At 66.8% G+C, this 23,285-nt stretch carries 21 protein-coding genes and 1 pseudogene; 9 read left to right on the forward strand and 13 right to left on the reverse strand.

Features of this window, described 5'->3' with window-relative positions:
• Positions 1 to 71 precede the first annotated feature (71 nt).
• The 4 genes from ACP7A5_RS02945 to ACP7A5_RS02960 all read right to left on the reverse strand — a co-directional run bounded on the left by ACP7A5_RS02945 (position 72) and on the right by ACP7A5_RS02960 (position 3,306).
• On the reverse strand, positions 72 to 587 hold the full coding sequence (locus ACP7A5_RS02945; protein ID WP_426036727.1) for a CBS domain-containing protein: 516 nt from the start codon (positions 585 to 587) through the stop codon (positions 72 to 74).
• Positions 588 to 612: 25 nt separating this feature from the next.
• Positions 613 to 1,482 (reverse strand): Brp/Blh family beta-carotene 15,15'-dioxygenase, encoded by an 870-nt coding sequence (locus tag ACP7A5_RS02950; RefSeq protein ID WP_426040511.1) that lies wholly within the window; start codon positions 1,480 to 1,482, stop codon positions 613 to 615.
• A gap of 131 nt (positions 1,483 to 1,613) precedes the next feature.
• Positions 1,614 to 2,387, reverse strand: coding sequence for a bacteriorhodopsin-like (locus ACP7A5_RS02955; RefSeq protein ID WP_426036731.1), 774 nt, complete (start codon positions 2,385 to 2,387; stop codon positions 1,614 to 1,616).
• Between the two features lie 160 nt (positions 2,388 to 2,547).
• Positions 2,548 to 3,306: a LuxR C-terminal-related transcriptional regulator gene (locus ACP7A5_RS02960; RefSeq protein WP_426040512.1), complete on the reverse strand. Its 759-nt coding sequence runs from the start codon at positions 3,304 to 3,306 to the stop codon at positions 2,548 to 2,550.
• Positions 3,307 to 3,463: 157 nt separating this feature from the next.
• Here ACP7A5_RS02960 and cysK point away from each other — a divergent pair, with 157 nt between their 5' ends.
• The 3 genes from cysK (at position 3,464) to ACP7A5_RS02975 (ending at position 6,308) form a co-directional block, all read left to right on the forward strand.
• The gene (gene cysK, locus ACP7A5_RS02965; RefSeq protein WP_426040513.1) at positions 3,464 to 4,441 is read left to right on the forward strand and encodes a cysteine synthase A; all 978 of its coding nucleotides are present in this window, start codon (positions 3,464 to 3,466) and stop codon (positions 4,439 to 4,441) included.
• A 45-nt stretch (positions 4,442 to 4,486) separates the two neighbouring features.
• Complete coding sequence (locus ACP7A5_RS02970; RefSeq protein ID WP_426040514.1) at positions 4,487 to 5,704, forward strand: DUF2336 domain-containing protein; 1,218 nt, start codon at positions 4,487 to 4,489, stop codon at positions 5,702 to 5,704.
• 196 nt (positions 5,705 to 5,900) lie between these two features.
• Positions 5,901 to 6,308, forward strand: a complete 408-nt coding sequence (locus ACP7A5_RS02975; RefSeq protein WP_426040601.1) for a MucR family transcriptional regulator — start codon at positions 5,901 to 5,903, stop codon at positions 6,306 to 6,308.
• 58 nt (positions 6,309 to 6,366) lie between these two features.
• Here ACP7A5_RS02975 and ACP7A5_RS02980 read toward each other — a convergent pair whose 3' ends face one another.
• From ACP7A5_RS02980 to ACP7A5_RS03015, 8 genes are all read right to left on the reverse strand, one after another.
• Positions 6,367 to 7,479, reverse strand: coding sequence for a DUF2336 domain-containing protein (locus tag ACP7A5_RS02980; protein ID WP_426040515.1), 1,113 nt, complete (start codon positions 7,477 to 7,479; stop codon positions 6,367 to 6,369).
• Positions 7,476 to 8,366, reverse strand: a complete 891-nt coding sequence (locus ACP7A5_RS02985; protein ID WP_426040516.1) for a hypothetical protein — start codon at positions 8,364 to 8,366, stop codon at positions 7,476 to 7,478. The genes ACP7A5_RS02980 and ACP7A5_RS02985 overlap by 4 nt, the downstream gene beginning before the upstream one ends.
• Positions 8,367 to 8,448: 82 nt before the next feature.
• Entirely contained in the window at positions 8,449 to 9,213 is a 765-nt protein-coding gene (locus ACP7A5_RS02990) for an ABC transporter permease (RefSeq protein ID WP_426040517.1), read from the reverse strand.
• Positions 9,210 to 9,971 (reverse strand): ABC transporter ATP-binding protein, encoded by a 762-nt coding sequence (locus tag ACP7A5_RS02995; protein ID WP_426040518.1) that lies wholly within the window; start codon positions 9,969 to 9,971, stop codon positions 9,210 to 9,212. The genes ACP7A5_RS02990 and ACP7A5_RS02995 overlap by 4 nt, the downstream gene beginning before the upstream one ends.
• Entirely contained in the window at positions 9,964 to 10,998 is a 1,035-nt protein-coding gene (locus ACP7A5_RS03000; RefSeq protein WP_426040519.1) for an ABC transporter substrate-binding protein, read from the reverse strand. Before ACP7A5_RS03000 ends, ACP7A5_RS02995 begins: the two co-directional genes overlap by 8 nt.
• A 656-nt stretch (positions 10,999 to 11,654) precedes the next feature.
• Complete coding sequence (locus ACP7A5_RS03005; RefSeq protein ID WP_426040520.1) at positions 11,655 to 12,215, reverse strand: hypothetical protein; 561 nt, start codon at positions 12,213 to 12,215, stop codon at positions 11,655 to 11,657.
• Between the two features lie 78 nt (positions 12,216 to 12,293).
• Positions 12,294 to 12,806: a hypothetical protein gene (locus ACP7A5_RS03010; protein ID WP_426040521.1), complete on the reverse strand. Its 513-nt coding sequence runs from the start codon at positions 12,804 to 12,806 to the stop codon at positions 12,294 to 12,296.
• 89 nt (positions 12,807 to 12,895) lie between these two features.
• Positions 12,896 to 14,713 (reverse strand): ABC-F family ATP-binding cassette domain-containing protein, encoded by a 1,818-nt coding sequence (locus tag ACP7A5_RS03015; protein ID WP_426040522.1) that lies wholly within the window; start codon positions 14,711 to 14,713, stop codon positions 12,896 to 12,898.
• 100 nt (positions 14,714 to 14,813) lie between these two features.
• Here ACP7A5_RS03015 and ACP7A5_RS03020 point away from each other — a divergent pair, with 100 nt between their 5' ends.
• The 4 genes from ACP7A5_RS03020 to ACP7A5_RS03035 all read left to right on the forward strand — a co-directional run bounded on the left by ACP7A5_RS03020 (position 14,814) and on the right by ACP7A5_RS03035 (position 19,498).
• Positions 14,814 to 15,242 carry a YcgN family cysteine cluster protein gene (locus tag ACP7A5_RS03020; RefSeq protein WP_426040602.1) on the forward strand — a complete coding sequence of 143 codons (429 nt, stop codon included), beginning with the start codon at positions 14,814 to 14,816 and terminating at the stop codon, positions 15,240 to 15,242.
• 54 nt (positions 15,243 to 15,296) lie between these two features.
• Positions 15,297 to 18,533 carry a PAS domain-containing protein gene (locus tag ACP7A5_RS03025; protein WP_426040523.1) on the forward strand — a complete coding sequence of 1,079 codons (3,237 nt, stop codon included), beginning with the start codon at positions 15,297 to 15,299 and terminating at the stop codon, positions 18,531 to 18,533.
• Positions 18,534 to 18,737: 204 nt separating this feature from the next.
• Complete coding sequence (locus ACP7A5_RS03030) at positions 18,738 to 19,205, forward strand: phage portal protein (RefSeq protein WP_426040524.1); 468 nt, start codon at positions 18,738 to 18,740, stop codon at positions 19,203 to 19,205.
• Positions 19,118 to 19,498 (forward strand): HK97 family phage prohead protease, encoded by a 381-nt coding sequence (locus tag ACP7A5_RS03035; RefSeq protein WP_426040525.1) that lies wholly within the window; start codon positions 19,118 to 19,120, stop codon positions 19,496 to 19,498. Before ACP7A5_RS03030 ends, ACP7A5_RS03035 begins: the two co-directional genes overlap by 88 nt.
• On the opposite strand, the gene ACP7A5_RS03040 is transcribed toward ACP7A5_RS03035, so the two are convergent.
• Entirely contained in the window at positions 19,455 to 20,000 is a 546-nt protein-coding gene (locus ACP7A5_RS03040) for a hypothetical protein (protein WP_426040526.1), read from the reverse strand. The two genes, ACP7A5_RS03035 and ACP7A5_RS03040, sit on opposite strands and share 44 nt — an antisense overlap.
• Before the next feature lie 138 nt (positions 20,001 to 20,138).
• Between ACP7A5_RS03040 and ACP7A5_RS03045 the strand changes: the two are divergent.
• Positions 20,139 to 21,377: pseudogene (locus ACP7A5_RS03045) on the forward strand (phage major capsid protein).
• Positions 21,378 to 21,590: 213 nt separating this feature from the next.
• Positions 21,591 to 23,276: a head-tail connector protein gene (locus tag ACP7A5_RS03050; RefSeq protein WP_426040527.1), complete on the forward strand. Its 1,686-nt coding sequence runs from the start codon at positions 21,591 to 21,593 to the stop codon at positions 23,274 to 23,276.
• The last annotated feature ends 9 nt before the right edge of the window (positions 23,277 to 23,285 follow it).

Consider the following 23,285-nt stretch of genomic DNA (forward strand, 5'->3'; position numbering starts at 1 on the left):
GTCGGATGCTGAAAGGCGCGTCTTTCAGACAGGTTCTCCTTCCCTTGACGCCGGGGCACCCCGGACGAAGGTCAGCGAAGTTGGGTAAAGATCGTCACAACCGATGCGGCGAAGACTGCGGCGCCGGCGATCATGAGCACGATCGATGGGCTGATGTCGAACGTGGCCCTGGCCTGTTCTCCCAACCGTCCCATCAACTCCGGCCAAGTGTAGCTGACGAAGTCGCCCTGGCTCATCATACTGATGATGATGCCCTGGTCATCGACGATGGGCAGGTGGCGGAATCGCTCGTTGGACATCAGGCGCAACCAGTCCAGCAGGTCGTCGTCGGCCCCCGCTATCTTCAGGTCCATCGTCATGATCTGTTCGAGCGTCGTTTCGTCGGGGTTCAACCGCTTGTTCAGCAGACGGCGCATGAAATCGCGTTCCGTGACGATGCCGAGCGGCCTGCGATCGGCGTCAACGATCACTGCAGCGCCGTAATTCTTCTCGCTCATCACAGCGATGGCTTCGGAAACCATCGCCTTTGGACCAAAGGTCAGGACGGCTGCCTTGCTTCGAAACTCCGGTCTATCCTTGATCTTCATGTCTCTCTCCAGTCGGGCGCCCGTTTCAGGCGGTTGGGTTGGGAATCAGCGATGTGTCCTGGCGGGACAGTCGGGCGGCGATCAGCGGGGCCAGCATGTGCGGCACCGTCAGGATCGACAGCGTCATAAAACTGGCCGCCATGACCCGGTCCGGGAGCGCGGTTCTCAGTTCCAGTCCGAAGATCAGAGCGGCGACCGCTCCCGCCGCGAGACTTAGCGGCAGAACCACGCCCCACCACTGTCGAAGGTTGACCCACGACAGGGTCGTCAGGCTTTCGTGAAAATGGCGGGGCGAGTGGAACAGGCAGAAGTAGAGTGCGAACCCCAGGATGGGCGGCAAGACGATCATGGCTGTCAGCGCAGCCAGTCCGCCCAGGGCCTGGGCGCGCCGGCCGGCGCGCCACAGGGACACCACGGCGATCAGGCCCACTCCGATCGTGATGGGCAGGACCAGCATCAGGGCATCCGTCACGATGGTCGCCTCGACCCGGTCGGTCAGCCCAATGAAGATCGTGTCCAACTCACCACGGTGAAACAGGGTCGGGGCCGACAACAGGGCCAGGGCGAGACCGGCTCTCAACAGGACCGAGCCCGCCCCCTGCCAGTCTTCCGAGAAATGCACGACTGCGATCCCGATAAAGGCAGCCAGGGCCATTACGGGCTCGACCCGCCACAGGCCGTACATTGAGGCCGCCAGAGCCAGATAGATCGACACCAGCGCCACCATCCCCGTCCAGGGACCCGACGAGTGAGCGCGAATGAGTTCAAGATCCAGGGTGCCGTGAGGCAGCCCGAAGACCAGCAAGGCCAGACAGGCCAGGGTCGTTGCCGTCGGTCCGGACAGCGGCACGCCGAGCCACAATCCCACCAGCGTCAGAACCAGGGCGCCGAGCATGAGCCGCGCCCCGGGCGGCGTCTTCGCTCCAGAGCTTGGGTGGCCCGATGACGAGGTCATGAGTGCGCCTTTCGTTGTGACGAAGCCCGGGCAGGCGCTCAGCCTGCCCGGGCCTGTCATGCTTTGGTCAATCAGACCGAAGCGGTTTCGTGGGTGGCTTCACCGTACTCGACCCGCGATTTGCGGACGGCGATGATGTAGATCATCACGCCGACGCCGGCCTTGGCGATGATGTCGGCGATCGTATATCCGATCTGGACATAGGTCTCGGCGGCGGCTCCACCGATGTTGGTGTAGGGGATCATGTAGACCATCGGATAGAAGCCCCAGGACGCGAACGTCACCAGTCGGGCCTTCTTGATCAATCCGCGCACACTTTCAGGCTGACGCTCGATCGAGGCGCCCAGACCCTTGAACAGTTCCCAGACGATGTAGACGAAGGGAATGCTCGACAAGGTGCCCCAGATGGCCCGGGTCGTGTTGTCGTCGGCGATCTCGCCAGGATAGCCCAGGATGATCATCAGGGCGGCGGCGAAGCCGAGCTTCAGAGACTTCGACATCGTCTCTTCCTGGCTGAGGCGCATGACCAGGATCAGCTCGATCAGCAGCAGCGGCACCGTCAGGAGCCAGTCGACGTAGCGATAGGCGTCGTTGAACGCCAGACCCGTCACGGTGATGACGCCGTTACGGACTTCGTAGGCGGACTCCCAGCTCTCGAAGATGCGGAAATAGTGATAGGCCGCAATGGCTGTCACCAATCCGGAAATCGTCAGGGCTGTCTTGTAGGCGGGTCCGACCTGGGACCGGCCGAACCACAGGAACAGCGTCGCCGCCGCCATGGTTGCGAATGTGAATGAAAAGGCATTGTAGACGAGCAGGTATTGCCCGATTTCGACAGTCGGCATTGAAGTCATCCTCTCCTATCGGCGTTTCTGGTTCCGGATCAGAAACTGCGCGAAGGCAGCGAGCTCCGGATTCTGGCCGTGGGAGAGGGTTAGGCAGTTGGGCGATGTCGCACCATACGGCCTTTAGGCCGTATTCCGGTCCCAATCGGGCGGCCCTTTGCTAAAGGCCGGCCTCGACCGCCAGCCGGATGGCATCGGCGATATTGTGGGTGCCGATCTTTTCCAGGATCAGGGCGCGGTGCATCTTCACCGTCTTCTCGCTGAGGTTCAGGCTGAACGAGATCTGCTTGCTGCGGTAACCGGCGGCGATCTGCTGCAGCACCTCGCGCTGTCGAGGCGACAGGGTTCGCACCACCTGGACCGCATGGTGGTGACGACTGGACGAAGGTCCAACGGCGTCCTGATCCAACTCGACCTGAGAGCCGATAAAGTATTCCAGCTCTCCATCCGGCAGGAAGACCGGTGCGACGAGGACGGCGTTGCGGAACGGCTGGCCATCGCGCTTGTAGTTGAGGATTTCGACTAGGGTCGGCTTCCGATCCCGCGTGCCCTGACGGATGCGTTCTGTCAGCCACGGCTCTGTCGCCGGTCCTGCCAGGAAGCGACAGTTCCGCCCCACGATTTCGTCGTCGCGATACCCCGTCAGGTCACAGAAGGCCTGATTTACCGCGATGATCGGATTGTCGGGCAGGCGAGGATTGCTGATCACCGAGGCGATCGGACTGTTGACGATAGAAGACAGCAACGTGCTGCCGTCCTCGTCCAAGCCATAGTCGATCACCGCGTCGCCGTCCCCATGTTCACAGCATAAGCCCGGATAGAGCAAAAGCGAAGCCGAACCAGTCGTCGCAGGTTGGGCGGAATCAGAGAGCCGGTCAGCATTCGTGTGGGCGGCTCCGTGAGGGAGCGGTTCGAGCATTTCGCGGGGTGGGGATCACGTAATCTGGCTTGTGCGCCATGGACGACGGCCTATGTCACCGGGTGCGCGGTCTCGGTCGCGTCCTGTCGAACCGCAGGATGCGCTCGAACCGCACCTTGTTTTCGATGGTTCATATTTCCAGCCGGAGACTTCCCCCATGTCCGACTACGACGCCCCGAACGGCCGCACCACCCAAGGCCGCGGCAAGGTCTATGCGTCGATCATCGACACCATCGGCGACACACCTCTGGTCGGGCTGCCGCGCCTGTCCGCGGAGTATTCGCCAAAGGCCCGGGTGCTGGCCAAGCTGGAGTTCTTCAACCCGATCTCGTCGGTGAAGGACCGGATCGGCGTAGCGATGATCGAAGCGCTGGAGGCGCAGGGCAAGATCTCGGCGGGCAGCGTCCTGATCGAGCCGACCTCGGGCAATACAGGCATCGCCCTGGCCTTTGTGGCCGCCGCCAAGGGCTATCGGCTGATCCTGGTCATGCCGGAGTCGATGTCGATCGAGCGTCGCAAGATGCTGGCTCTGCTGGGCGCCGAACTGGTGCTGACCCCGGCGGAGAAGGGGATGAAGGGGGCTATCGCCATGGCCGCCGAACTTATCGAGCGCACGCCGGGCGCTGTCAGCCCGGCGCAGTTCGACAACCCCGCCAACCCCGCCATCCACAAGTCCACGACGGCGGAAGAGATCTGGAACGATACGGCGGGGGCGGTGGATATCGTCGTCGCCGGGGTCGGCACAGGCGGCACCATCACTGGCATCGGTCAGGCGCTGAAAGCCCGCAAGCCCTCGATCCGCATGATCGCAGTGGAGCCGACCGCCTCGCCCGTCCTCAGCGGCGGAGAGCCCGGCCCGCACAAGATCCAGGGCATCGGCGCGGGCTTCATCCCCTCGATCGTCGATCGCTCGATCATCGATGGCGTCGAACAGGTCTCCAATGAGGACAGTTTCGAAATGGCGCGCAAGGTCGCCCGGGTCGAGGGGATCCCGGTCGGCATCTCGTCCGGCGCCGCCCTGACCGCCGCCTTCCGCCTGGCGACCCTCGACGAGAACGCCGGAAAGACTATCGTCGCCATCATCCCCAGTTTCGCCGAACGCTACCTGTCGACGGCACTGTTCGAGGGATTATAGGCCGTCACCGGCGGTTAACCCGTCCGCCGCTAGGCTGGCGGGAACATGTCCGATCCGGCGCCCGTTCCAGACCAAGAGGCTCCGCAGCCGGCCTTCCGGGCGCGGCATGCGTTGCTGAAGCGCCTTGCCGATGTTGTCTCCCTGCCGGGCAGTCGGGTAAACGCCTTCGAGCGCTCGGTGACCGGCGACCTGCTGGTCGAGATGCTGAGATTGGCGGCCCCGCGTGAACGCCAGCGGGTGGCGGCGCGACTGGCGCCGCTGGCCGAACTGCCGAACAGCCTGGCGCGGATGCTGCTCAGGGACGACCCGGCGATCGCGGGGCTTTTGCTGGAGCAGTGCGCGTCGCTGACCGACGCCGACCTGGTAGCCTGCGCCCGGGACACGGGGGCGGAGCACCGCTTCCTGATGGCAGGCCGCCGCGGCCTGACCGAGGTGGTGACCGAGACCCTGATCAGCTTCGGTGAGCAGGGTGTTCTCGAATGCCTGTTGCGCAACACCACCGCCCGCCTGTCGCAGAGCGGGGTGGAGGCGATCGTGGGACTGAGCCGCCAGATGCCCCTCCTGTGCGGCCACCTGCTGCGCCGGCCCGAGCTTCGTCCGTCCGGCGCCTATGTGATGTTCTGGTGGGCGCCGGCCGAGGACAGGAAGACCATCCTCCAGCGCTTCGCCGTCAGTCGTGAGGTCATGCAGGAGGTCGTCGAGGACGTCTTCGCCATGGTCGCCGAGGAGGGCTGGCAGGATCCGGTGTCGAGGAAGGCCCTGCAATTTATTGAGCGCCGCCAGCGGAACCGTGCGGCCATCGACAAGAGCCCCTACGACAGCCTGGAACACGCGGTCACCGTCGCGGCGCGGGAGGGGCTCAACCGCGAGGTCGCGGCCGAGATCGCCTATCTGGCCGGCATCAAGCCTCTGACGGGCGCCAAGATCATGGGCGACGTCGGCGGAGAGCCCCTCGCCATCCTGTGCAAGGCCACCGGCATGTCGCGTGTCGATCTTCAGAACCTCTGGCGGTCGGTGCGTCGCCCAGAGACCACGCCGGACGGCCGGGTCCATCCCGACTGGGACCGCGTGCAGGTCACCTTTGAGATGTTGGCCGTCGATCGGGCCCAGACGGTGCTGCGTTACTGGAACTGGTCTCTGTCTTCGGCCCTGTCACCGGACCTGCTGAGAGCCATCCGCGAGGGTGATGAACTGGCTCTGGATGACTATTCGACGCCGGAACGCGCGGCCATGATGGCGCTGGCGGAAAACTTCGGTCGTTAAGCGGGTTTGGATCGAAGTGAGACTATAGTTCGCCAGACTGTCCGGAACATTATGACGCCCGATGTATGGAGGCGCATTGCTTTCATCGCCGAACATCCGTATTTCCTAAAGCGACAATCGCCACTGTCCGGCAAGATTAGGCAAGGAAACGCTCGTGGACGCTGCAAGACTGGACGAACGGTCCGAACTGCTCGAAATGACTGCTGACATCGTGTCGGCCTATGTCGGCAACAACAGCGTGTCGGCGAACGATCTGCCGTCGCTGATCTCCAACATCCACGCTGCCCTGTCCCAAGTTTCGACCGGCGTTGTCGAGGTCGAGCCCGAGATCAGGGAACCGGCGGTGCCGATCCGCAAGTCGATCAGCCCTGATTTCCTGATCTGTCTGGAAGACGGCCGCAAGTTCAAGTCGCTGAAGCGCCACCTGCGCACCAAATACGACATGAGCCCGGAAGAATATCGCGCCAAATGGGGACTGGCCAAGGACTATCCGATGGTCGCCCCGAACTACGCCAAGGCCCGTTCGGACCTGGCCAAGCAGATGGGCCTCGGCCAGGGCGGCCGCAAACCCGCTCGCGCCGCTCCCCGCGCCACCAAGAAGTAGTCTCAAAAAGTTCGAAGATCAGGACGCCCGCTTCCGCAAGAAGGCGGGCGTTTCTGTTTCAGGCTGCAGCAGCCGTGCCCCGGCGCATTCGCCAGAAGCGGAGGGTGCGCAGGGCGGCGTCGCGCTGCAACTCCGCATAGAGTTTGGCGTAACTGTGGGCCTTGCCCATCGCATTGTCCTCACCGCCCATGATGACCACGGCGAAGGTCAGGAACAGGGAGCGATCGAGGTCGGCGGCCTTGCAGATGACCGCCAGGGCGTCGAGTTCCTTCTTTTCGACGATCTGGCTGGCGGTGTGGAAGTCCACATCGGCAAGCTGGGCCAGGGCGATCAGGAAGGAAGTCCGGCTGCCGGAACGCAGGAAGCGGGCCAGCATGGTCGGGTTCAACTGGTTGGCCGCCTTCAGCTCTTCCACATAGGCAAGGCATTCAGAGTAGTCGGCGGGCAGGGCGCCATCCCCGGTGGCCACGCGGGCGCGTCCGGCGGCGAGCGCGCTTTCAAGCAGGACCGGATCCATGGCCGCGTTCTGTTCAAGGATCTGCTGACGCAGCCGGCCCTCGACGACGAAATACATGTCGTTCAGGAGGTCAGCAGGCAGGCCCTTGCGCTGGACAGCCGCCTCATGAAGCTCAGGATTCACCTTGGCGCGCTCGACAGCGGTCTCGGTCGCGGCGCGCGATAAACGGGCCCCGTCGTTGCGCAGAAGGGTGCCGAGGGTCTCGTCGTCGCCGCGTTCCACGATCACGTCGGACACGGCCTCGGACACGGTGGCGCGTTCCGACACGGCGCGCAGATGGGCTTGGCCCCTCGACCGGACGACACCCAGCAGATCGTCCTCGGTAAGGACGGTGGAGGCGCGCAGGACGGCTTCGGCCACCGCGACCTCGTCGTTCGCCAGCCGCCGGATCAGGCCGCGCGGGGCGTCGGGCGAAAGGGCGAATCGAGCCGAGAGCTCGGCGCGGACGGCGGTATCCATCTCGGCGGTCAGGTCCGTCAGGACCGAGTCGTAAAGGGCGTCCTCGCCTGCGCTGCGCTTTCCGGCGCCGAAGAAATGCTCGGTCAGCTCACGCAGCAGGGCGCGGCGTTTCTCGCTGGAGGTTTCCTGGGCCAGGACGATCAGATCGGGCAGGCGGGATCCGGTCTCGACGGGGGCGAAGGCGGCGTCGGTCATGGCAGGCTCGGATCGGCATTGGGAACCGTTCGGCGGCGGCCCTGGGCGTCCCGCATCAGGGGCTCGTTCTCCGGCGGTTGGGCGAGGTCCAAAGTGACGCTGTCGAAATAGACGGGTTCGGGCAGGACCGTGGGATCGGGGCGATGGCCCGCGTCGCGGTGCACCGAATAGTATCGGGCGCCCGACTGGCCGGACTGGACCGAGGATTGGCCTGGGGGCGCGGCCCGGGTCGGCGCAGGAAGCGAGGCCTGTTCCTGACCTTGGGGCTGGCCCTGTTGCATCTGGAAGATGCGAGCATTGCGGCGCGGGGCCATGGGGTCGCTGGTGTCGGCGGTGGGTTGCGGCGCCTCTTGCGGCATCGGACCCTGCGCGGCCGAGGCCTGGCGCGGGAGGTTAAAGACCGGGGCGTCGCGACGGGGCGCCATTGGATCGGCGGCGATGCGTTCGACGGGAGCGCGCGCTGCGTGCTCGACGGGGGCGGGCGGGGAGGGCGAATAGATCGGGGCGGATGCCATCTCGGTCGTGGCGTAGCTGATCGGGTCAGGTGAGCCCGTTGCGAAGGCGGGCGCGACGCGGGGGCCCAGCCAGGCGCTGGCCGGGGTCAGGCCGCGCGACGCCGGCAGCGGCGTCGACGTTGGCTGCATCATAGGCCGGTACGGGGCCTGTGACGGCGCGACGCGACGTGGGATCATGGCGTTGCGGGCGCGAGTCTGCTCGGCGACGACATTGGCGGGAGTCGTATTGGCCGGGCGGTTGGCCCAGGTCAGGTAGCGGCCCGGCGCGGGAGTAGGGTCGGTATTGGACTGGGCTTCGGCGCCCGAGGCGGCGAGACAAGCGCCCGCCGTCGCCAGGAGCAGCGTCAGAAATCGGGGGGTGCTGTGCTGCAATGGCGGGGCTCCCGTTCGAGACGAACGTCCCGGAAAGCCTAGGCAGCCCGGGCTTAACCCCGCGCTAACGCGCGTAAAGACTTCAGGCCCGATCGCGTAGCAGGCGGCGCTCGATGAGCCGGGTCGCGCCGTTGAGCGAGAGGCCGAGAAGGGCGAGGCAGACGAGGGCGGCGAGAAGTTCGGCCGTGCGCAGACGGTTCCCGGCCTCGAGCAGACGCCAGGCGAGACCCTGTGCCGCGCCGGAGCCAGAGACGAACTCGGCCACCACGGCGCCGACCACTGCCTGACCCGCCGCGACGCGCAGGCCCTCGAGGGCGAAGGGCAGGGCGGAGGGCAGGCGGAGGCGCCACAGGCGCTGGAGCGGAGAAGCGGCGTGCAGATCGAACAGCCGCTCCAGATCAGGGTCGGCGGACTTCAACCCGGTCAGGACGCCGGAGAAGATAGGGAAGAAGGCAATGGCGGCGGCGAGCGCCGTGACAGCCCGGTCGGCATGGTCGAGCCCGAACCAGATCAGCACCAGAGGCGCGATGGCGACGACCGGCGTGACCTGGAGCGTAACCGCCAGCGGAGCCACGGCGCGCTCTGCCGGGCGGCTGAGGGAGACGCTGATCGCCAGACCACCGCCGAGCAGGGCCGCCACGATCAGGGCCTTCAGCGCCATCCAGAAGGTTTGCAAGGCCGAGCCGGCAAGGATCGCGCCGTTGTCGACCAGGGCGCGGGCGACGTCGCTGGGGGGAGGCAGAAAATAGACCGGCACATGCAGCAGGCGGCACGATGCCTCCCAGATCGCCAGCAGGACGGCGGTCAGGAGGAGGGCGGGCAGGGCGTCTATGAGGTGGCGTTTCACGACGCCAGCTCCATCGAGCGCGCCAGTGCCTCGGCGACCGCCTCGACCGCCTCGCGATGAGCGGGGTCGTTTCGCCAGCCTTCGGGGCGGGGCAGTGCGCCGGGCATGGCGATATCGGCGACGGCCCGGCCGTCGGCCCGGGACAGGACGACCACGCGTCCGGCCAGGTAGGCGGCCTCCTCCACGTCGTGGGTGACGAAGACCATGGCCATGGGGCGGGCGGCCCAGAGGCGGTGCAGGTCCTCGATCAGGCCACGCCGTGTGATGGAGTCAAGCGCGGCGAAGGGTTCGTCGAGCAGCAGAAGATCGGGTTCGACCGCCAGGGCGCGAGCGAGGGAGACTCGCATGGCCATGCCGCCGGACAGCTGGCGCGGGCGGGCTGTGATGCGGTCGCCGAGGCCTGTGGCGGCGAGGCTGTCGTCCGCTCGGCGGCGGGCTTCTACGGCAGGCACGCCGGACAGCTCCAGCGGCAGGGCGACGTTGGCGCGCGCGTCGGCCCAGGGCATCAGGGTCGGGTTCTGGAAGACGAAACCTGTGCGGCCGGGTTCGGCGGGGCGAATGACAGTTCCGGCGGCAGGGTGTTCGAGTCCGGCGAGCAGGCGGAGCGCGGTCGACTTGCCGGCGCCCGACGCGCCGACGATGGCGACGATCTCGCGCGGACCGACGGTGAGGTCCAGTGGACCAAGCGAGGCGCGGCCGGGATAGTCCACCCTGACGTTTGAAAGGCCGGCGACCGCCGCCCCGCCCTCGTCAGCCACGGCCGGGGAGGAATTCGTCGGTGAAGGCGTCGCGCCAGCGCAGGTCGGCGGGATAGACGTCTGCCTGTGAGGTCACGTCGAAGAAGGCCTGCCACCGTTCGGCGGTCATGGCCCCGAGGCCAAAGAGGGCCGCGTCGCCGGAATCGACGATGCCGTTCTCGCTGAGTTTGGTCCGGGCCTGGTCCAGGATGTCCTGGCTCATCTCAGGATTGGCCTTCCTGATAAGTGCGTCGACCGCCGCCGGGTCGCCCCGGATATAGTCGCGCCAGCCCTCGGCCGAGGCGGCGATGAAGCTGCGCAACGCCGCCGCATTGTCCCGGGCGAACCCGTCCGGCGACATCACCATGGTGGCGTAGGAGGGATATCCCTCATCGGCCAGCAGGAAGACACGTGGTTCGAACCCCGCCTCCTTCTCGATCGTATAGGGCTCGGAGGTCAGATAGCCCTGCTGAACCGCCCGTTCGTCGGCCAGGAAGGGCGCGGGGTTGAAGTTGTATTTGCGGACCTGGTCGTCAGTGAAGCCGTATTTGGCCTTCAGCCAGACCCAGAAGGCGGTGATCGAGGCGTCGGCCAGGAGGAAGGGGCGGCCGGCCAGGTCGGCGATGCCGGTCAGGTCAGGGTCGGGGTGGGCGATCAGGACCTGGGGGTCCTTCTGGAAGAAGGCGGCGACCGCCTTCACCGGAGCGCCTTCCGCCACGAGGTTCAGGGGAATGAAGCTGTTGGAGCCCATGCCCAGTTCGACAGCGCCGGAGGCCAGCAACTGCGGCACGTTCACGCCGGGGCCGCCCTGGATGATCTGGACGTTCAGGCCGCGCCGTTCGTAGGCGCCCGAGGCGAGGGCCTGATAGAAGCCGCCGTGCTCGGCCTGGGCGCGCCAGTCGGTGGCGAAGCGGATCCGGACCCGGCCCTGGTCGTCGACGGGAGCCTCTGAGCTGCCGCACGCGGCCAGCCCCATGGCCGTGACGGCGACGCCCCCCGCCAGGACGAGACGGCGGCTGACGACGGAATGAGTCGGGCGGGGCAGCATCGCAGCAAACTAGGGCGACGACGAAGGGATGGGAAGCGGAGCGTCGCCGCAGGGGAGCACAACGCGACGGGGCTCAGGTAGCAAGCCGCCGGACGGTGAGCGGTAGCCCCCAAGCCAAAATTGAGCGAGGGGACGCAAGTCCGGGCGAACCGGTGCTTACGTCCCCCCACCAAGTCCGGGTTGGGACTTGGCCATTGAGGTTATGGACCCTGGCGTCAGCGCCGGCGGGCGAACCCGGCGACGGTCGGCTGTATCCTGGCGACTCCTGTCCGGTGGCGTCTCGTCCGGGCTTTTGACCCTCGCGTCGTCCATCGATCCCGGTCTGGTTCTCCGTCCCCCCGCACCGAAGCGCTAAAGGCTGGGAGCCTGGACCCTGCCCGGGCTTTCCGCGTCCACCGAAATGGCTTGGAACCCTTGGTCAGAGAGCCGGACCGACCCGCTTGAAACCCCGGTCTCCCTGGATTTCCGCGCCGCCGTGTCCCTCGGCAAAGTCAGGTTCGCTCCGATTTCCGGATGCGGCAAGAGGGTGTTCAAGGCCCCTGGTGCATGATTGGCCCGAGGCCGGTGCATAACCGCGTTAACCTCTGTGGACGGACGGGATTTGCGCTGCCGTTCCAGCGCCTTGAGTTATGCACAAAAAGCGATATCTCTCGTTTTCAGCGCGCCATTCCTATGCCCCACGCCTGGGGCTCGCTCGCGTCCTCCCCGAGGAACAGACCCCAGCCGTCGTAGCGGACCCAGACGTTATCCTCATCGGCGGTCCAGCCAGAGTCCTCGGCGCTCAGCAGCGCAAGGACGCCGGGTCGCAGTCTGTTGAGTTCCAGATTGCGCCCGCCCGACGAGGCTATGTTGAGCGGGCATCCGCCGTGGCCCTCGTTGATCCAGACGTCCAGCGCGCCGTTCAACGCCAGAAAGGCCCCTGTTTCGCCGGCCGCGTGGGTCTGAACGTCGACGAAGTCGATCGAAATTTGAGCTACGGCGTCGTGCACAGCCTGCTGATAGGGCGTCAACGTATCGAGGCCGTTGTCCTCGGCCGTCGTCATCCAGGCCTCGCAAACATCCACGGCTTCGAGGATGGCCTGCGGACCGGATCGGGCTTCGGCCGCCGCGCGAGCCTGGACTTGCGCCGCTGTTGGCGGCGGCGTGTCGTCCGACTGGGCGAAGGCTGGGGCGGACAGGCTCGCGGCGACGGCGGCGAGAAGGGCGAGGCGGATCATTCGTGGTCTCCTGCCGTCCGAAGCGCGGCTGTTGATGGCGATGGCAGGGGTCTTGCGAGCCAGCGTGATTCCGTCAGATCAGGTCCGCGGCGCCAGCTGAATCGTCCAGAGCAGGGTTTCCGCATCCACCACTCTCCAGCTCAAGCGGGCACCGTCCGAACGTATCCAGGCGTTCGCGCCGGAAGACGTCCAGTTCGAGCTTGAACGGTTCAGCAGCGCTGTAACGCCATCAGAGATCATGTCGAACTCCCCCTGAGGCTCTGGGAGGCCAGGCTTGACCTCAAGACTGCACCCGGCGGGGTCGCGGTTCAGATAACTGTTCAGGTCACCCCGCATCCTGGCGGTTGGCCCGGTGTCGTAATGCACCTGCAGGCCTTCCGGCGACAGTTCGTAGGCCCTACGGGCGGCCTCGCTTGCGTCCGGAGCGCCAACGTCCTCGTCACCGCCAGGCAGCAGGCCGCAGGCATCCACCGCTGCGACGACAGTCTCGGCGGCAGGGCGGGCGTCAGCGGTCTGGACGCGCCCTTGGGCCACAACGGGCGTAGCCAAGGTCGTCGCCATCACGGCGGCGACAAGCGCATGTCTGGTCATGGGTGCTCTCCTCGCCTCGGTGCGCTTCACACGGTGCGCAGATTCCAAGGCCAGGCGACAGTGGGGTGAGCCAGTCGGAACCTGATCCGTCAGCCGGCCAGGGCCTCGCGCCTTGCCTCCAGCTCAAGCCATTCCTCCTCAGCGGCGTTGAGCTTCTCCTGAGCAGCTTCAAGGGCCTTCATGGTGGCGGCGAAACCGGAGGGGTCGCGGGCGTAGAAGTTTACGTCGTCCAGGCGTTTCTGGTGACCCGCGATGTCGGCGGGCAGGGCGTGGATCAGGGCGTCCAGCTCCTTGAGCCGGTGCTGGTCCTTGAAGGACAGCTTGCCCTTGGCGGCGGGAGGCGGCGGGGGCGGAGCGACGACCGGCGCGGGCTTCGACCCGGCCTGAGCGGCGGTCTGGGGTTTCAGGAAGCCGGGGTTCTGGCGGATGAAGTCGGTCCAGCCGCCGGGGGTTTCGACGATGTCGCCCCGGCCATTCATACCGATGGTCGAGGTGGCGAGGCGATCGACGAAGTCGCGGTCGTGGCTGACCAGGATCAGGGTGCCGTCGTACTGCTCCAGCAGCTCTTCCAGCTTGTCGAGCGTGTCCATGTCGAGGTCGTTGGTCGGCTCATCGAGGACCAGCATGTTGGCGGGTTTGGCCAGGGCGATGGCCAGCAGCAGTCGGTTCCGCTCGCCGCCCGACAGGGTCGAGATCGGCTGGCGCAACTGGGCGTCGGTGAAGAGGAAGTCCTTGGCGTAGGCGGCGACGTGCTTCGAGAAGCCGCGAACGATGATCGAGTCGCCGCCGCCCGGCGTCAGGGCGTCCCACAGGGTCATGTCGGACTTCAGGCCGTCGCGTGACTGATCGAGATAAACGGTCTCGAGGCTGGCACCGAGTTTGACCGTGCCCTCTGTAGGCTCCAACTCGCCGAGCATGATCTTGACCAGGGTGGTCTTGCCGGCGCCGTTGGGGCCGACGATGGCGAGGCGATCGCCCCGGATGATGCGGCTGCTGAAGGGCTTGATGACGACGCGGTCGCCGAAGGATTTGGTGACGCCCTTGAGGTCAGCGACCAGCTTGCCCGACGTGGAGCCGGAATCGACGCCGAGCAGCATCTCGCGCGGCCGGTCCCTGGCCTGTTCGGCGCGTTCGGCGCGCAGGGCGTCGAGTGAGCGGGCGCGGCCTTCGTTGCGGCTCCGGCGGGCGGTGATCGAACTGTAGAATGTTACAGTCTCGCGCTCGATGGTTTTGGTCAGCTTCTGGAAGGCGACGGCCTCTTCTTCCATGGTCTTGGCGGCCCATTCGTCAAAGGCATCGAACCCCTTGTTCAGGGTTCGGACCCGGCGACCTTCCAGCCAGTGGCAGGACTGGGTGACCCGGTTCAGGAAGGCGCGATCGTGGGAGACGATCAGGGCGGCGCATTTGGCGTTGATGATCTCCGTCTCGAGGAGCTCGATCGCCAGGATGTCCATGTGGTTGGTGGGCTCGTCGAGCAGCAGCAGGTCGGGCTCTTCGGCGAAGGCCTTGGCGAGGGCGGCGCGGCGGATCTCGCCGCCGGACAGGCCCTTGGTGGACTTGTGCGGGTTCATGCCGAAGGTCTCGAGCCAGGCCTCCGCCGTCCAGTGCTCCGCGCCGTTCGAGGTGGCGTAGTCCAGCAGGGTATCGCCGGCGATCAGCGGCTCCTGCGGCACATAGGCGAACTTGACCGAACCCTGGATCGAGCGGGTTCCGCTGTCTGGCTCGATCAGACCCATGACGACCTTCATCAGCGTGGACTTGCCGGCGCCGTTGCGGCCGACGAGGCACGAGCGGGTACGCGGCTCAATGGCCAGGTCGACACCGTCGAACAGGGGACGCGGGCCATCCTGAAGACGGACGTCTTTGAGGGCGACGAGCGGGGGTCTCGGAGACGAGCGGGGGGCCATGGATGCTTTCGGACGCGGAGAGGCGTATGGGGAGCGCGTGGATGTAGAGCGTACGACCCCCGAACCCAAGCCCTTCTGGCAGACGAAGCGCCTGGATCAGATGACCCGCGAGGAGTGGGAGAGCCTGTGCGACGGGTGCGGACTGTGCTGCCTGATCCGTTTCGAGGATGAGGATACGGGCGAGGTCTTCCCGACACGGGTCCACTGCAAGCTGTTCGACAGCCAACTGTGCAGCTGCATCGACTATGCAAACCGCAAGGAGCATGTGCCGGACTGCATCAAGCTGACGCCGTGGAATATCCAGGCGCTGGCGTGGATGCCGAAGTCATGCGGATACCGGCGAATCCATGAGGGCCGCGGTCTGGCGGACTGGCATCCGCTGATGTCGGGCGATCCGGAGACCGTACATGCCGCCGGCGTGTCGATCCGGGGGCAGACGATCAGCGAGCAGGAACTCGAAAAGCCGGAGGACGCCGTCGGATACGAGGCGATGGAGTGGAACGAGGAGCGCGGAACCGAACCGCGTTAACTCAAACTTTGATGCTTCAAAGCCAAGGTCCGTCGAGGGGTTCACGGAGCTTGTATGGACATCGCGCGCAAGGCCTCCGAGGCCCTTCCATCGCCGTTCGATCGAGTGACGGCTATGGTCTGCTCGGCTCTGGACGTGCCCCACGGCCTGGTCTCCGTGGTCGAGGCAGACAAGGCGACGTTTCGCTCCGGGATTGGTCTCCAGCAGAGATCCCTGCCTCGTGACGTGAGCGTGAGCGGCAGGCTGGTTGCCATGGGGCCTGAGGCGACCTTGGTGATTTCCGATGCGCTGGACGACCCCGTGCTGCGCACTCACCCATGGGTGGTCGGCGCTCCCGGCATTCGATTCTTTGCCGGTGCGACAATCTGCGACGGCGAGGGTACGCCAGTCGGGGCGGTCGCGGGCATGGATACCGTCCCGCGAGACCCGCCGACGCCCTCGCAGATGGTTCTGCTGCAACACGCTGCGCGGTTGGCCGGCGACCTGTTCGATCAGGTCAAGGCCCGCCGGATCCAGGCCGAACAACTGGCGTTGCTGGAACTGACCGAAGAGTTGGCAGGGACGGGGCATTGGCGCTTCGACCTTGTGAGCGGCAGGGTTGACTGGTCCGACGAGGTCTATCGCATCCACGGCCGTGACCGGGCGACATTCAACCCCGGCTACGGGGACGTTCTGGCCGACTACCATCCGGAGGACCGCGAAATGCTGGCGGCCTGCGTCGAACGGGCAATCGCAACGGGACAGGGCTACAATCTGGACCTGCGGCTGATCGGCGGCACGCGCGGTGAACGGCGGGTCAGCACCCGTGCAGCGACCGAGTGCGATGAGGCCGGAAAGACGATCGCCCTCTACGGGGCGTTTCAGGACGTCACCGAGAGGCTTCTGGCCGAGGAGCGCCTCAAGGAGAGCGAGGCGCTGTTCCGCATGATGAGCGAGACGGCGACGGACATCATCGCCCGCTACGATATGAAGGGGAGGTTCCTTTACGTATCGCCCGCCGTGCGGACCGTTCTGGGCCGCGAGCCCGCCGATATGCTGGGCTTCGACTGCTCGGCGTTCGTCCCGGCCGAAGAAATCGAACGCATCAGCGGGATCCTGCGTGCCTATTGCGCCGCCGGTCCTGACGCGACACCGCCCCGCTATGAGTACCGGGCGCAGAAGACCGACGGGACCTGGGTCTGGCTGGAGGCGACACCCCGGGCCGTGCGGAACCCGGCCGGGCAGGTCGTGGAGTTCCACGACTGCGTGAGGGACGTGACCGCAGCAAAGACCGCCGAACGGTTGCAGTCCGAGCTGGTCGAGACGCTGGAGATGGCCGAGGGGCTGGCTGACAGCGGAAGCTGGCGACTGGACATTGCCACAGGCAAACCAACCTGGTCAGACCAAGTTTACCGGATTCACGGCAAGAGCCCCGAGACGTTCGACCCGGGCCTGGACGACGCCATCGGCTGCTTCCACGCCGATGACCGGCAGACCGTGCATGACAAAATCAACGAGGCGATCCGGACCGGCAAACCGGGCGGGTTCCAGTTGCGGTTGATCCGCGAGGATGGCGAGCAGCGGATCGTGAACTCGCAGTTTCGGCCCGAATGCGATGAGACGGGTGCGACGACCGCCCTGTTCGGCGTGTTCCAGGATATTACCGACCAGACGCTCGCCCAGCAAAAGATCGAGGCCAGCGAGGCCCGGTATCGCCTTCTGGCCGACAATGCCAGCGACGTCATCCTGACCTACGGGGTGGACGGGCGGATCCGCTACGTGTCGCCGAGCGTCGAGGCGGTGTCCGGCATGGCCCCGAAGGCGCTGATCGGGCAGCCGGTGACGGTCTTGATCCATCCGCAGGATATTCCGCGCCTGACAGAGGCCTTCCGCGAACTGGTCCGCAGCGACGGGGCCGCGGGACGGGACGGCCTGCGCTATCGCGGCAATCTGGCCAGCGGCGAAACGCGCTGGTTCGAGGCGCGCACGACCCTCATCCGCGACGACGCGGGCCGGGTGGTCGAGTTTCACGACGTCGTGCGTGACGTGACCGCGACCAAGGCGCTGGAGGACGAACTGATCGCGGCCCGCGACGTGGCCGAGGCGGGGGCCCGCGCCAAGTCGGAATTCCTCGCCAATATGTCTCACGAGCTGCGGACCCCGCTTACCAGCGTCATCGGCTTCTCGGGCCTGCTGAAGGAGAGTGCGGAGTTACCGGAGACGGAGCGGCGCTATGCCGAGCGGATCGCGACGGCCAGTGAGGCGCTGCTGAGCGTCATCAACGACATTCTGGACTACTCCAAGCTGGAAGCCGAGGCGGTCGGCCTGGACGCGACTGCGTTCGATCCGGCGGCAACGGCGCGGGGCGCGGCGGCGATCGTGGAGACCCAATGTCGGGCCAAGGGCGTGGGTCTGATCGTCGAGATCGCCGACGATCTGCCGGTCGCGATCATCGGGGACGAAGGCCGGTTGCGGCAGGTGACCCTGAACTTCCTGTCCAATGCCGTGAAGTTCACGGTTTCGGGTGAAATCCGGTTGGATGTGCGCCGCTTTGGCGGGCAGTTGAGGGTCGCGGTGAGCGACAGCGGTATCGGCATTGCGTCGGAGAAGATCGCCGCCCTGTTCGAACGATTCACCCAGGCCGATGCGTCGACGACGCGGGTCTATGGGGGGACAGGACTGGGGCTGGCGATCTCGCGCCGGTTGATCGAGTTGATGGGTGGGGTGATCGGGGTCGATAGTCGGCCCGGCGAGGGCTCGACCTTCTGGTTCGAGATCCCGCTGTTGGAGGCCGAGGGACCGGCGGAGGCGGCAGTCGACGAGGCGATCTTGCTGGCGCCCGGAACGCGGATCCTGCTGGCTGACGATGCACCGGCCAACCGTGAGTTGATGCGGATCATCCTGTCGGGTTGGGGTGTCGAACTGGACGCGGTGTGCGACGGCGCCGAGGCGGTCGCGGCGGCCTCCAGGGAAGACTACGACTTGGTACTGATGGATGTGCACATGCCGGTGATGGACGGGATGGACGCGACGCGGGCGATCCGCGCGCTGAACGGAGCGAGGGCCAGCGTACCGATCCTTGCCCTGACCGCCAACGTGCAGCCCGAGCAGATCGAGGCCTATGCACGGGCCGGGATGGACGGCCATGTCGGCAAACCGATCCACATGGGCGACCTGATCGGGGCCATCGCCGGCACTTTGACTCTTTGTCGACAAGAGCGACGCCGGAGTGGCGTGATTGTCGAAGGTTCGGCGATAGCCATCAACGGATCGGCCGAATCCGGCCGCGATTTCAACGGCCGGAACTTTTAAGAGCCGTTTTACGCGCCTTGTGACGCTGGTTCCCTATAGTTTGGGCATGGCCGGAAATGGGGACGAAACGGGGTGAGACCCCGGCCCCCCCACGCACTGGCTTCGGCCGCTGATAGAGCCGTCGGGGGAAGCCCCGGGCTCTGACGGACGCTTGACCGCCGCACACCACAATTCACGCCGGGGGCCCCGGCCACGGGAGAAGCCATGCCGAAATTTCCATGGCGGGTCGGCCGAGCCGCGCCCGAAATCAAGGACAGTCGCGTCGGCCCTCTGATCGCGGTGACCGGCGCAGGGCGGCCGCTGTGGACGCCGCGCGACTATGCCAGCCTGGCGGCGGAAGGGTTCGGCAAGAACGACGTAGCCTATCGCTGTGTCCGGATGATCGCGGAGGCGGCGGGCTCGGCGCCGCTGGTCGTGTTCGTCGACGGGGTGCGCAACGACGCGCATCCGGTGGCCCGGCTGATGGCCAAGCCCAACCCGGAACAGTCGGGGCCGGAATGGCTGGAGGGCGTCTATGGCGCCCTCCAGACGGCGGGCAACGCCTATGTCGAGGCTGTGGGCGACGAGATCCGACCGGGGATGTGGTGGCGAAGGGCGCCTTCGCCGACAGCCTCACGCGGACCGGGGCGGGCGGGGTGCGGATGCTGCACCAGCACGAGAGCCGGGCCGTGATCGGGGTCTGGGACGAGATCGTCGAGGACGATCGGGGCCTGTTTGTTCGGGGCCGGATCGCCGACTGGTCGGCGGAGGCGCGCTATGCCCAGGCCTTGAGCCGGGCGGGAGCGCTGGACGGGCTGTCGATCGGGTTCCGGGCGGCGAAGGCGCGCAGGTACGGGCGGTTGAGAGTGCTGTCGGGGGTGGAGCTTTGGGAGGTGTCGTTGGTGACGTTCCCGATGCTGCCGGGCGCGCGGTTTCAGGCGGCTAACGTCGGCCCATACAATCGATCCAGGTCAGGGCCCGGGTAACGCCGCCGAGGGCGAACCACGCGGTCGTGGGGCCGGACTCCGCCTGGTAGGTCCAGCGCATCGAGGTCGAGCGACGGGCGCCAGAGACGATGTCGGCCACGGTCGCGGAGTCGGTGACCTCGAAGAGATTCATGTTGTTGGCCTGGAGCGGGGCCTTGCCGGCCAGATCGATCGGACGACGACCGAAGGCGACGGACATCGGCTGGCCGTCGCCGGCGTTCATCGGCGTTGCGGCGACCAGTTCGACCGCATAGGGCGCGCCGGGCGTGGGCCGGGCGATGCGCAGCTGCTGGGCGTACATCGCTTCGCCAGCCGGGGCGGGCAGGGCGAGGACGACCGAGCAGTAACCGTCGGGGCGGCAGGCGCCGAGCGCGTTCTGGAAATAGGCGCGGGTCTCGCCGAATGTGGTGTGGGTCGTGGCGCCGCAGCGCTGGGCGGCGGAGGCCGCGCCGGCCGAGGCGACGAGCGCGGTCGCGAGGATCGCGGAACGGGTCAGAGACATCGGGGCGGCCCTTCCTGGAAGCTTTGCCTTCGGGCGAAGCCGACCATGAGGGCCGGGTCCTGTCAATCGAACGGAGCCTGACGGTTCCGGTCGCGGTTCCGGTCGGGTGAGCCGCCGGATTTTTCAAGCGGAGACACGATGAAAGAGACCAAACAGGCTTCCGCCTCGCCGGAGGCGCGCGCGGCCATGCATGAAATGATGGCGGCGTTCGAGGCGTTCAAAGGGGCCAACGACGCCCGGCTGAGCGAGATCGAGAAGAAGGCCTCGGCTGATACGCTGCTGGAGGAGAAGGTCGCGCGGATCGACCAGGCGGTGGGCGCGGCCCAGGCGCGTCTGGATCGCGCGCTGTCGGACGCGCGCAGGCCTGTGATCGGGGCGGCGAGCGGCGCCGAACCGGCCGTGGTCGCCTCGGCGCCCGAGGCCAAGGCGGCGTTCGAGGGCTATGTGCGGACCGGGCGCGAGCTGGGTCTGGAGCTCAAGGCCGGGCTGTCGTCGGCGTCGAACTCGGGCGGCTATGTCGTGCCGCCGGAGACGGAGCGGGCCATCGAGCGGCGGCTGATGGCGACCAGTCCGATGCGCGAGATCGCCACGGTGCGGACGGTGGCGTCGGGGGTGTTCCGCAAACCCGTGTCGACGGCGGGCATCGCTTCGGGCTGGGTGGCCGAGACGGCAGCGCGTCCGGAGACGGATCCGGCGACCCTGGCCCTGCTCGATTTCCCGGCCGCCGATCTGTACGCCAATCCGGCGGCGACGTAGTCGTTGCTGGATGACGCGTTGGTCGATCTGGACGAATGGCTGGCCAGCGAGGTCGAGGACGCCTTCGCGGCGCAGGAGACGGCGGCGTTCGTGACGGGCGATGGCGTGAACAAGCCCAAGGGCTTCCTAGGCTATTCCATCGTGGCGGATGCATCCCAGACCTGGGGTGACATTGGCTTTGTCGCCTCGGGGGCGGCGGGGGCTTTCGCCAGCTCCAGCCCGTCCGACAGGCTGATCGACCTGATCTATGCGCCCAAGGCCCAGTTCCGGCCGAACGGGCGGTTCGTGATGAACCGCAAGACGGTCTCGGCCGTGCGCAAGTTCAAGGACGCGGACGGCGCCTACATCTGGTCGCCGGCGTCGCGGCCGGGCGAGACGGCGTCTCTGCTGGGCTATCCGGTCACCGAGATCGAGACGATGCCGGACATCGCCGCCAACAGCCACGCCATCGCGTTCGGCGACTTCCAGCGCGGCTATCTGATTGTGGATCGCGCCGGGGTGCGGGTGCTGAGGGACCCGTATTCGGCCAAGCCCTATGTGCTGTTCTACACGACCAAGCGCGTCGGCGGCGGGGTGCAGAATTTCGACGCCATCAAGGTGATGAAGTTCAGCTTGAGCTGATGGTTGCTCCCTCTCCCCTTGCGGGAGAGGGAGGCCGCGCACGGTCGCGTTAGCGGCTGTCCTGGCGCGGGCGGGTGAGGGGTGACGCCGACCCTCGCCGGTTCTCGGCAGCGAGACCCCTCACCCTTTCGCGCAAGACCACTCGCTTCGCTCGCGGGCGCTCAAGCCCTCTCCCGCAAGGGGAGAGGGGCATTCTGACATCGGAGAACTCTCATGACCGCACCCGTGTCGCTCACGGAGGCGAAGCTGTTCCTGCGCGTCGAGCACGAGGCCGAGGACGGGCTGATCCAGACATTGATTGATGCGGCCCAGGCGCGGGTCGAGGGCGAGGCGGGGCTGGCCCTCACGGCCGCGTCGGCGGCGCCGTTGAGGCTGGCGATCCTGATGCTGGCCTCGCGGGCCTATGTGACCGACCGGCCGATGCGCACACGCGACGCGCTTGAGCCACTGTTGCACGCGTTCGACATGAAAGCGTGTGAGCGGGGCGGACGGGTGTCGCTGATTGGTGTCGAGGGAGCCGGCGGAACCCTGGCGCTGGCTGATCTGGGTTTGACGGACGGACGCGCGGGGCCGGTGCGGATACGGTCGCTGGAGGCCCTGCCGGCCATGGCGCGAATTCGTTTCATCGACGAGGGCGCGGACTATCAGACCGGCGCGACGGTGGTGCGGGGCGAAGGCGACGGAGGCAGTATTGATGCCGACCTGCCGGCCGTCTGTGGCGCGGGGCTGGCAAAGGCCCTGGCCCGACGGCTGCTCAAGGGCGAAGGCGAAGATCGGTTGACGGTCGCCCTGGGGCCTCTGGAGGCGCTGCGGCTTGAGGACGGAGACACTGTGGAGGTCGAGGGTGAGACGGGTATTTGGCGGACCGAGCGGGTGACGCTGGACGAGACGCCGACGGCGGTTTTGGCGAGACGCGATGGTGAGAGCGTCGGTACCGAGCCGGTTGTGTGGCGGCGGGGGTCCGGTATCGAGTCGGCGGGGGCCCCGTTCGTTCGGATCCTTGACTTGCCGCCCCTGCCGGGCGCGGAGCCGGACGATCGGCTGATCGCGGCAGTGGCTTGCGAATTATGGCGGCCGATGACGGTGCATGTCGGGGAGAATGCGGAGACCCTGACCGCCAGAGGAACTGTCGGGGCGCCTGCGACAGTGGGGCGGCTGACACGGGCCCTGAGGGCCGGCGTGCTGCATCGTTGGGACGAAACGAACGCCGTGGTGGTGCGGCTGGAGGGTGCGGCCCCGGCCAGTCTGTCGGAGAGCGCGGTGCTGGGCGGGGCGAACCTGGCTGCCGTGGAGACGACGGCGGGGTGGGAGATCGTGCAGTATCGGCAGGCGGCGCTGCTGGGCGCCGGTATCTGGCGACTGAGCGGACTGCTGCGGGGGCAGCAAGGGACGGAAGGCGAGATGGAGGCGGGGGCGCCCGAAGGCGCGATCGTCGTGCTGCTGGACCCCCGGGCGGGACGGTTCGAGACGGCGACGGGGGAACGCGGCCTTGCGCGGATCGCGCGGGTTGGGCCGAACGGGCGGGCCCCGGGCGGGCTCGGGTTCGTCGACGCTGCCTTCACGCCGATGCGACTGCACGCGAGGCCGTGGAGTCCAGCCCTGAGGGTCGTGGAGGAGGGCGGCGGACGGCGACTGTCATGGGCGCCAAGGACCCGGATTGGTGACGTATGGGACCAGGAGCCCGCCGAAGTCGATCCGCGCCGGTTCCGGGTGCGCATCCTTGACGGCGGCCTGCAGCGGCGGACGTTCGAGGTGGAGGAGACTTCGTTCCTCTATGCTGTGGAGGACATGGCCGAAGATTTCCCGGGCGGCGGCGGGCCGGATGCTGTCGTGGCGGTGGCGCAATACGGGCCCGGTTTCGGATGGGGCGTCGAGGCGCAGGCGCCGCTGATCGTCTGAAAAGCATTG

It is taken from the genome of Brevundimonas sp. TWP2-3-4b1 (assembly GCF_049897665.1).
In the GTDB taxonomy this organism is placed as follows: Bacteria; Pseudomonadota; Alphaproteobacteria; order Caulobacterales; family Caulobacteraceae; genus Brevundimonas; species Brevundimonas subvibrioides_B.

Coding starts and splice junctions, on each gene's coding strand:
- ACP7A5_RS03025 (WP_426040523.1), top strand. CDS start 15,297: ATGGACATCGCGCGCAAGGCCTCCGAGGCCCTTCCATCGCCGTTCGAT.
- ACP7A5_RS03000 (WP_426040519.1), bottom strand. CDS start 10,998: ATGCTGCCCCGCCCGACTCATTCCGTCGTCAGCCGCCGTCTCGTCCTG.
- ACP7A5_RS03050 (WP_426040527.1), top strand. CDS start 21,591: ATGACCGCACCCGTGTCGCTCACGGAGGCGAAGCTGTTCCTGCGCGTC.
- ACP7A5_RS03010 (WP_426040521.1), bottom strand. CDS start 12,806: ATGACCAGACATGCGCTTGTCGCCGCCGTGATGGCGACGACCTTGGCT.
- ACP7A5_RS03020 (WP_426040602.1), top strand. CDS start 14,814: ATGACCCGCGAGGAGTGGGAGAGCCTGTGCGACGGGTGCGGACTGTGC.
- ACP7A5_RS03015 (WP_426040522.1), bottom strand. CDS start 14,713: ATGGCCCCCCGCTCGTCTCCGAGACCCCCGCTCGTCGCCCTCAAAGAC.
- ACP7A5_RS02980 (WP_426040515.1), bottom strand. CDS start 7,479: ATGACCGACGCCGCCTTCGCCCCCGTCGAGACCGGATCCCGCCTGCCC.
- ACP7A5_RS02975 (WP_426040601.1), top strand. CDS start 5,901: ATGACTGCTGACATCGTGTCGGCCTATGTCGGCAACAACAGCGTGTCG.
- ACP7A5_RS02955 (WP_426036731.1), bottom strand. CDS start 2,387: ATGCCGACTGTCGAAATCGGGCAATACCTGCTCGTCTACAATGCCTTT.
- ACP7A5_RS02970 (WP_426040514.1), top strand. CDS start 4,487: ATGTCCGATCCGGCGCCCGTTCCAGACCAAGAGGCTCCGCAGCCGGCC.
- ACP7A5_RS03030 (WP_426040524.1), top strand. CDS start 18,738: ATGCCGAAATTTCCATGGCGGGTCGGCCGAGCCGCGCCCGAAATCAAG.
- ACP7A5_RS02950 (WP_426040511.1), bottom strand. CDS start 1,482: ATGCTCGGCGCCCTGGTTCTGACGCTGGTGGGATTGTGGCTCGGCGTG.
- ACP7A5_RS02960 (WP_426040512.1), bottom strand. CDS start 3,306: ATGCTCGAACCGCTCCCTCACGGAGCCGCCCACACGAATGCTGACCGG.
- ACP7A5_RS03005 (WP_426040520.1), bottom strand. CDS start 12,215: ATGATCCGCCTCGCCCTTCTCGCCGCCGTCGCCGCGAGCCTGTCCGCC.
- cysK (WP_426040513.1), top strand. CDS start 3,464: ATGTCCGACTACGACGCCCCGAACGGCCGCACCACCCAAGGCCGCGGC.
- ACP7A5_RS03040 (WP_426040526.1), bottom strand. CDS start 20,000: ATGTCTCTGACCCGTTCCGCGATCCTCGCGACCGCGCTCGTCGCCTCG.
- ACP7A5_RS02945 (WP_426036727.1), bottom strand. CDS start 587: ATGAAGATCAAGGATAGACCGGAGTTTCGAAGCAAGGCAGCCGTCCTG.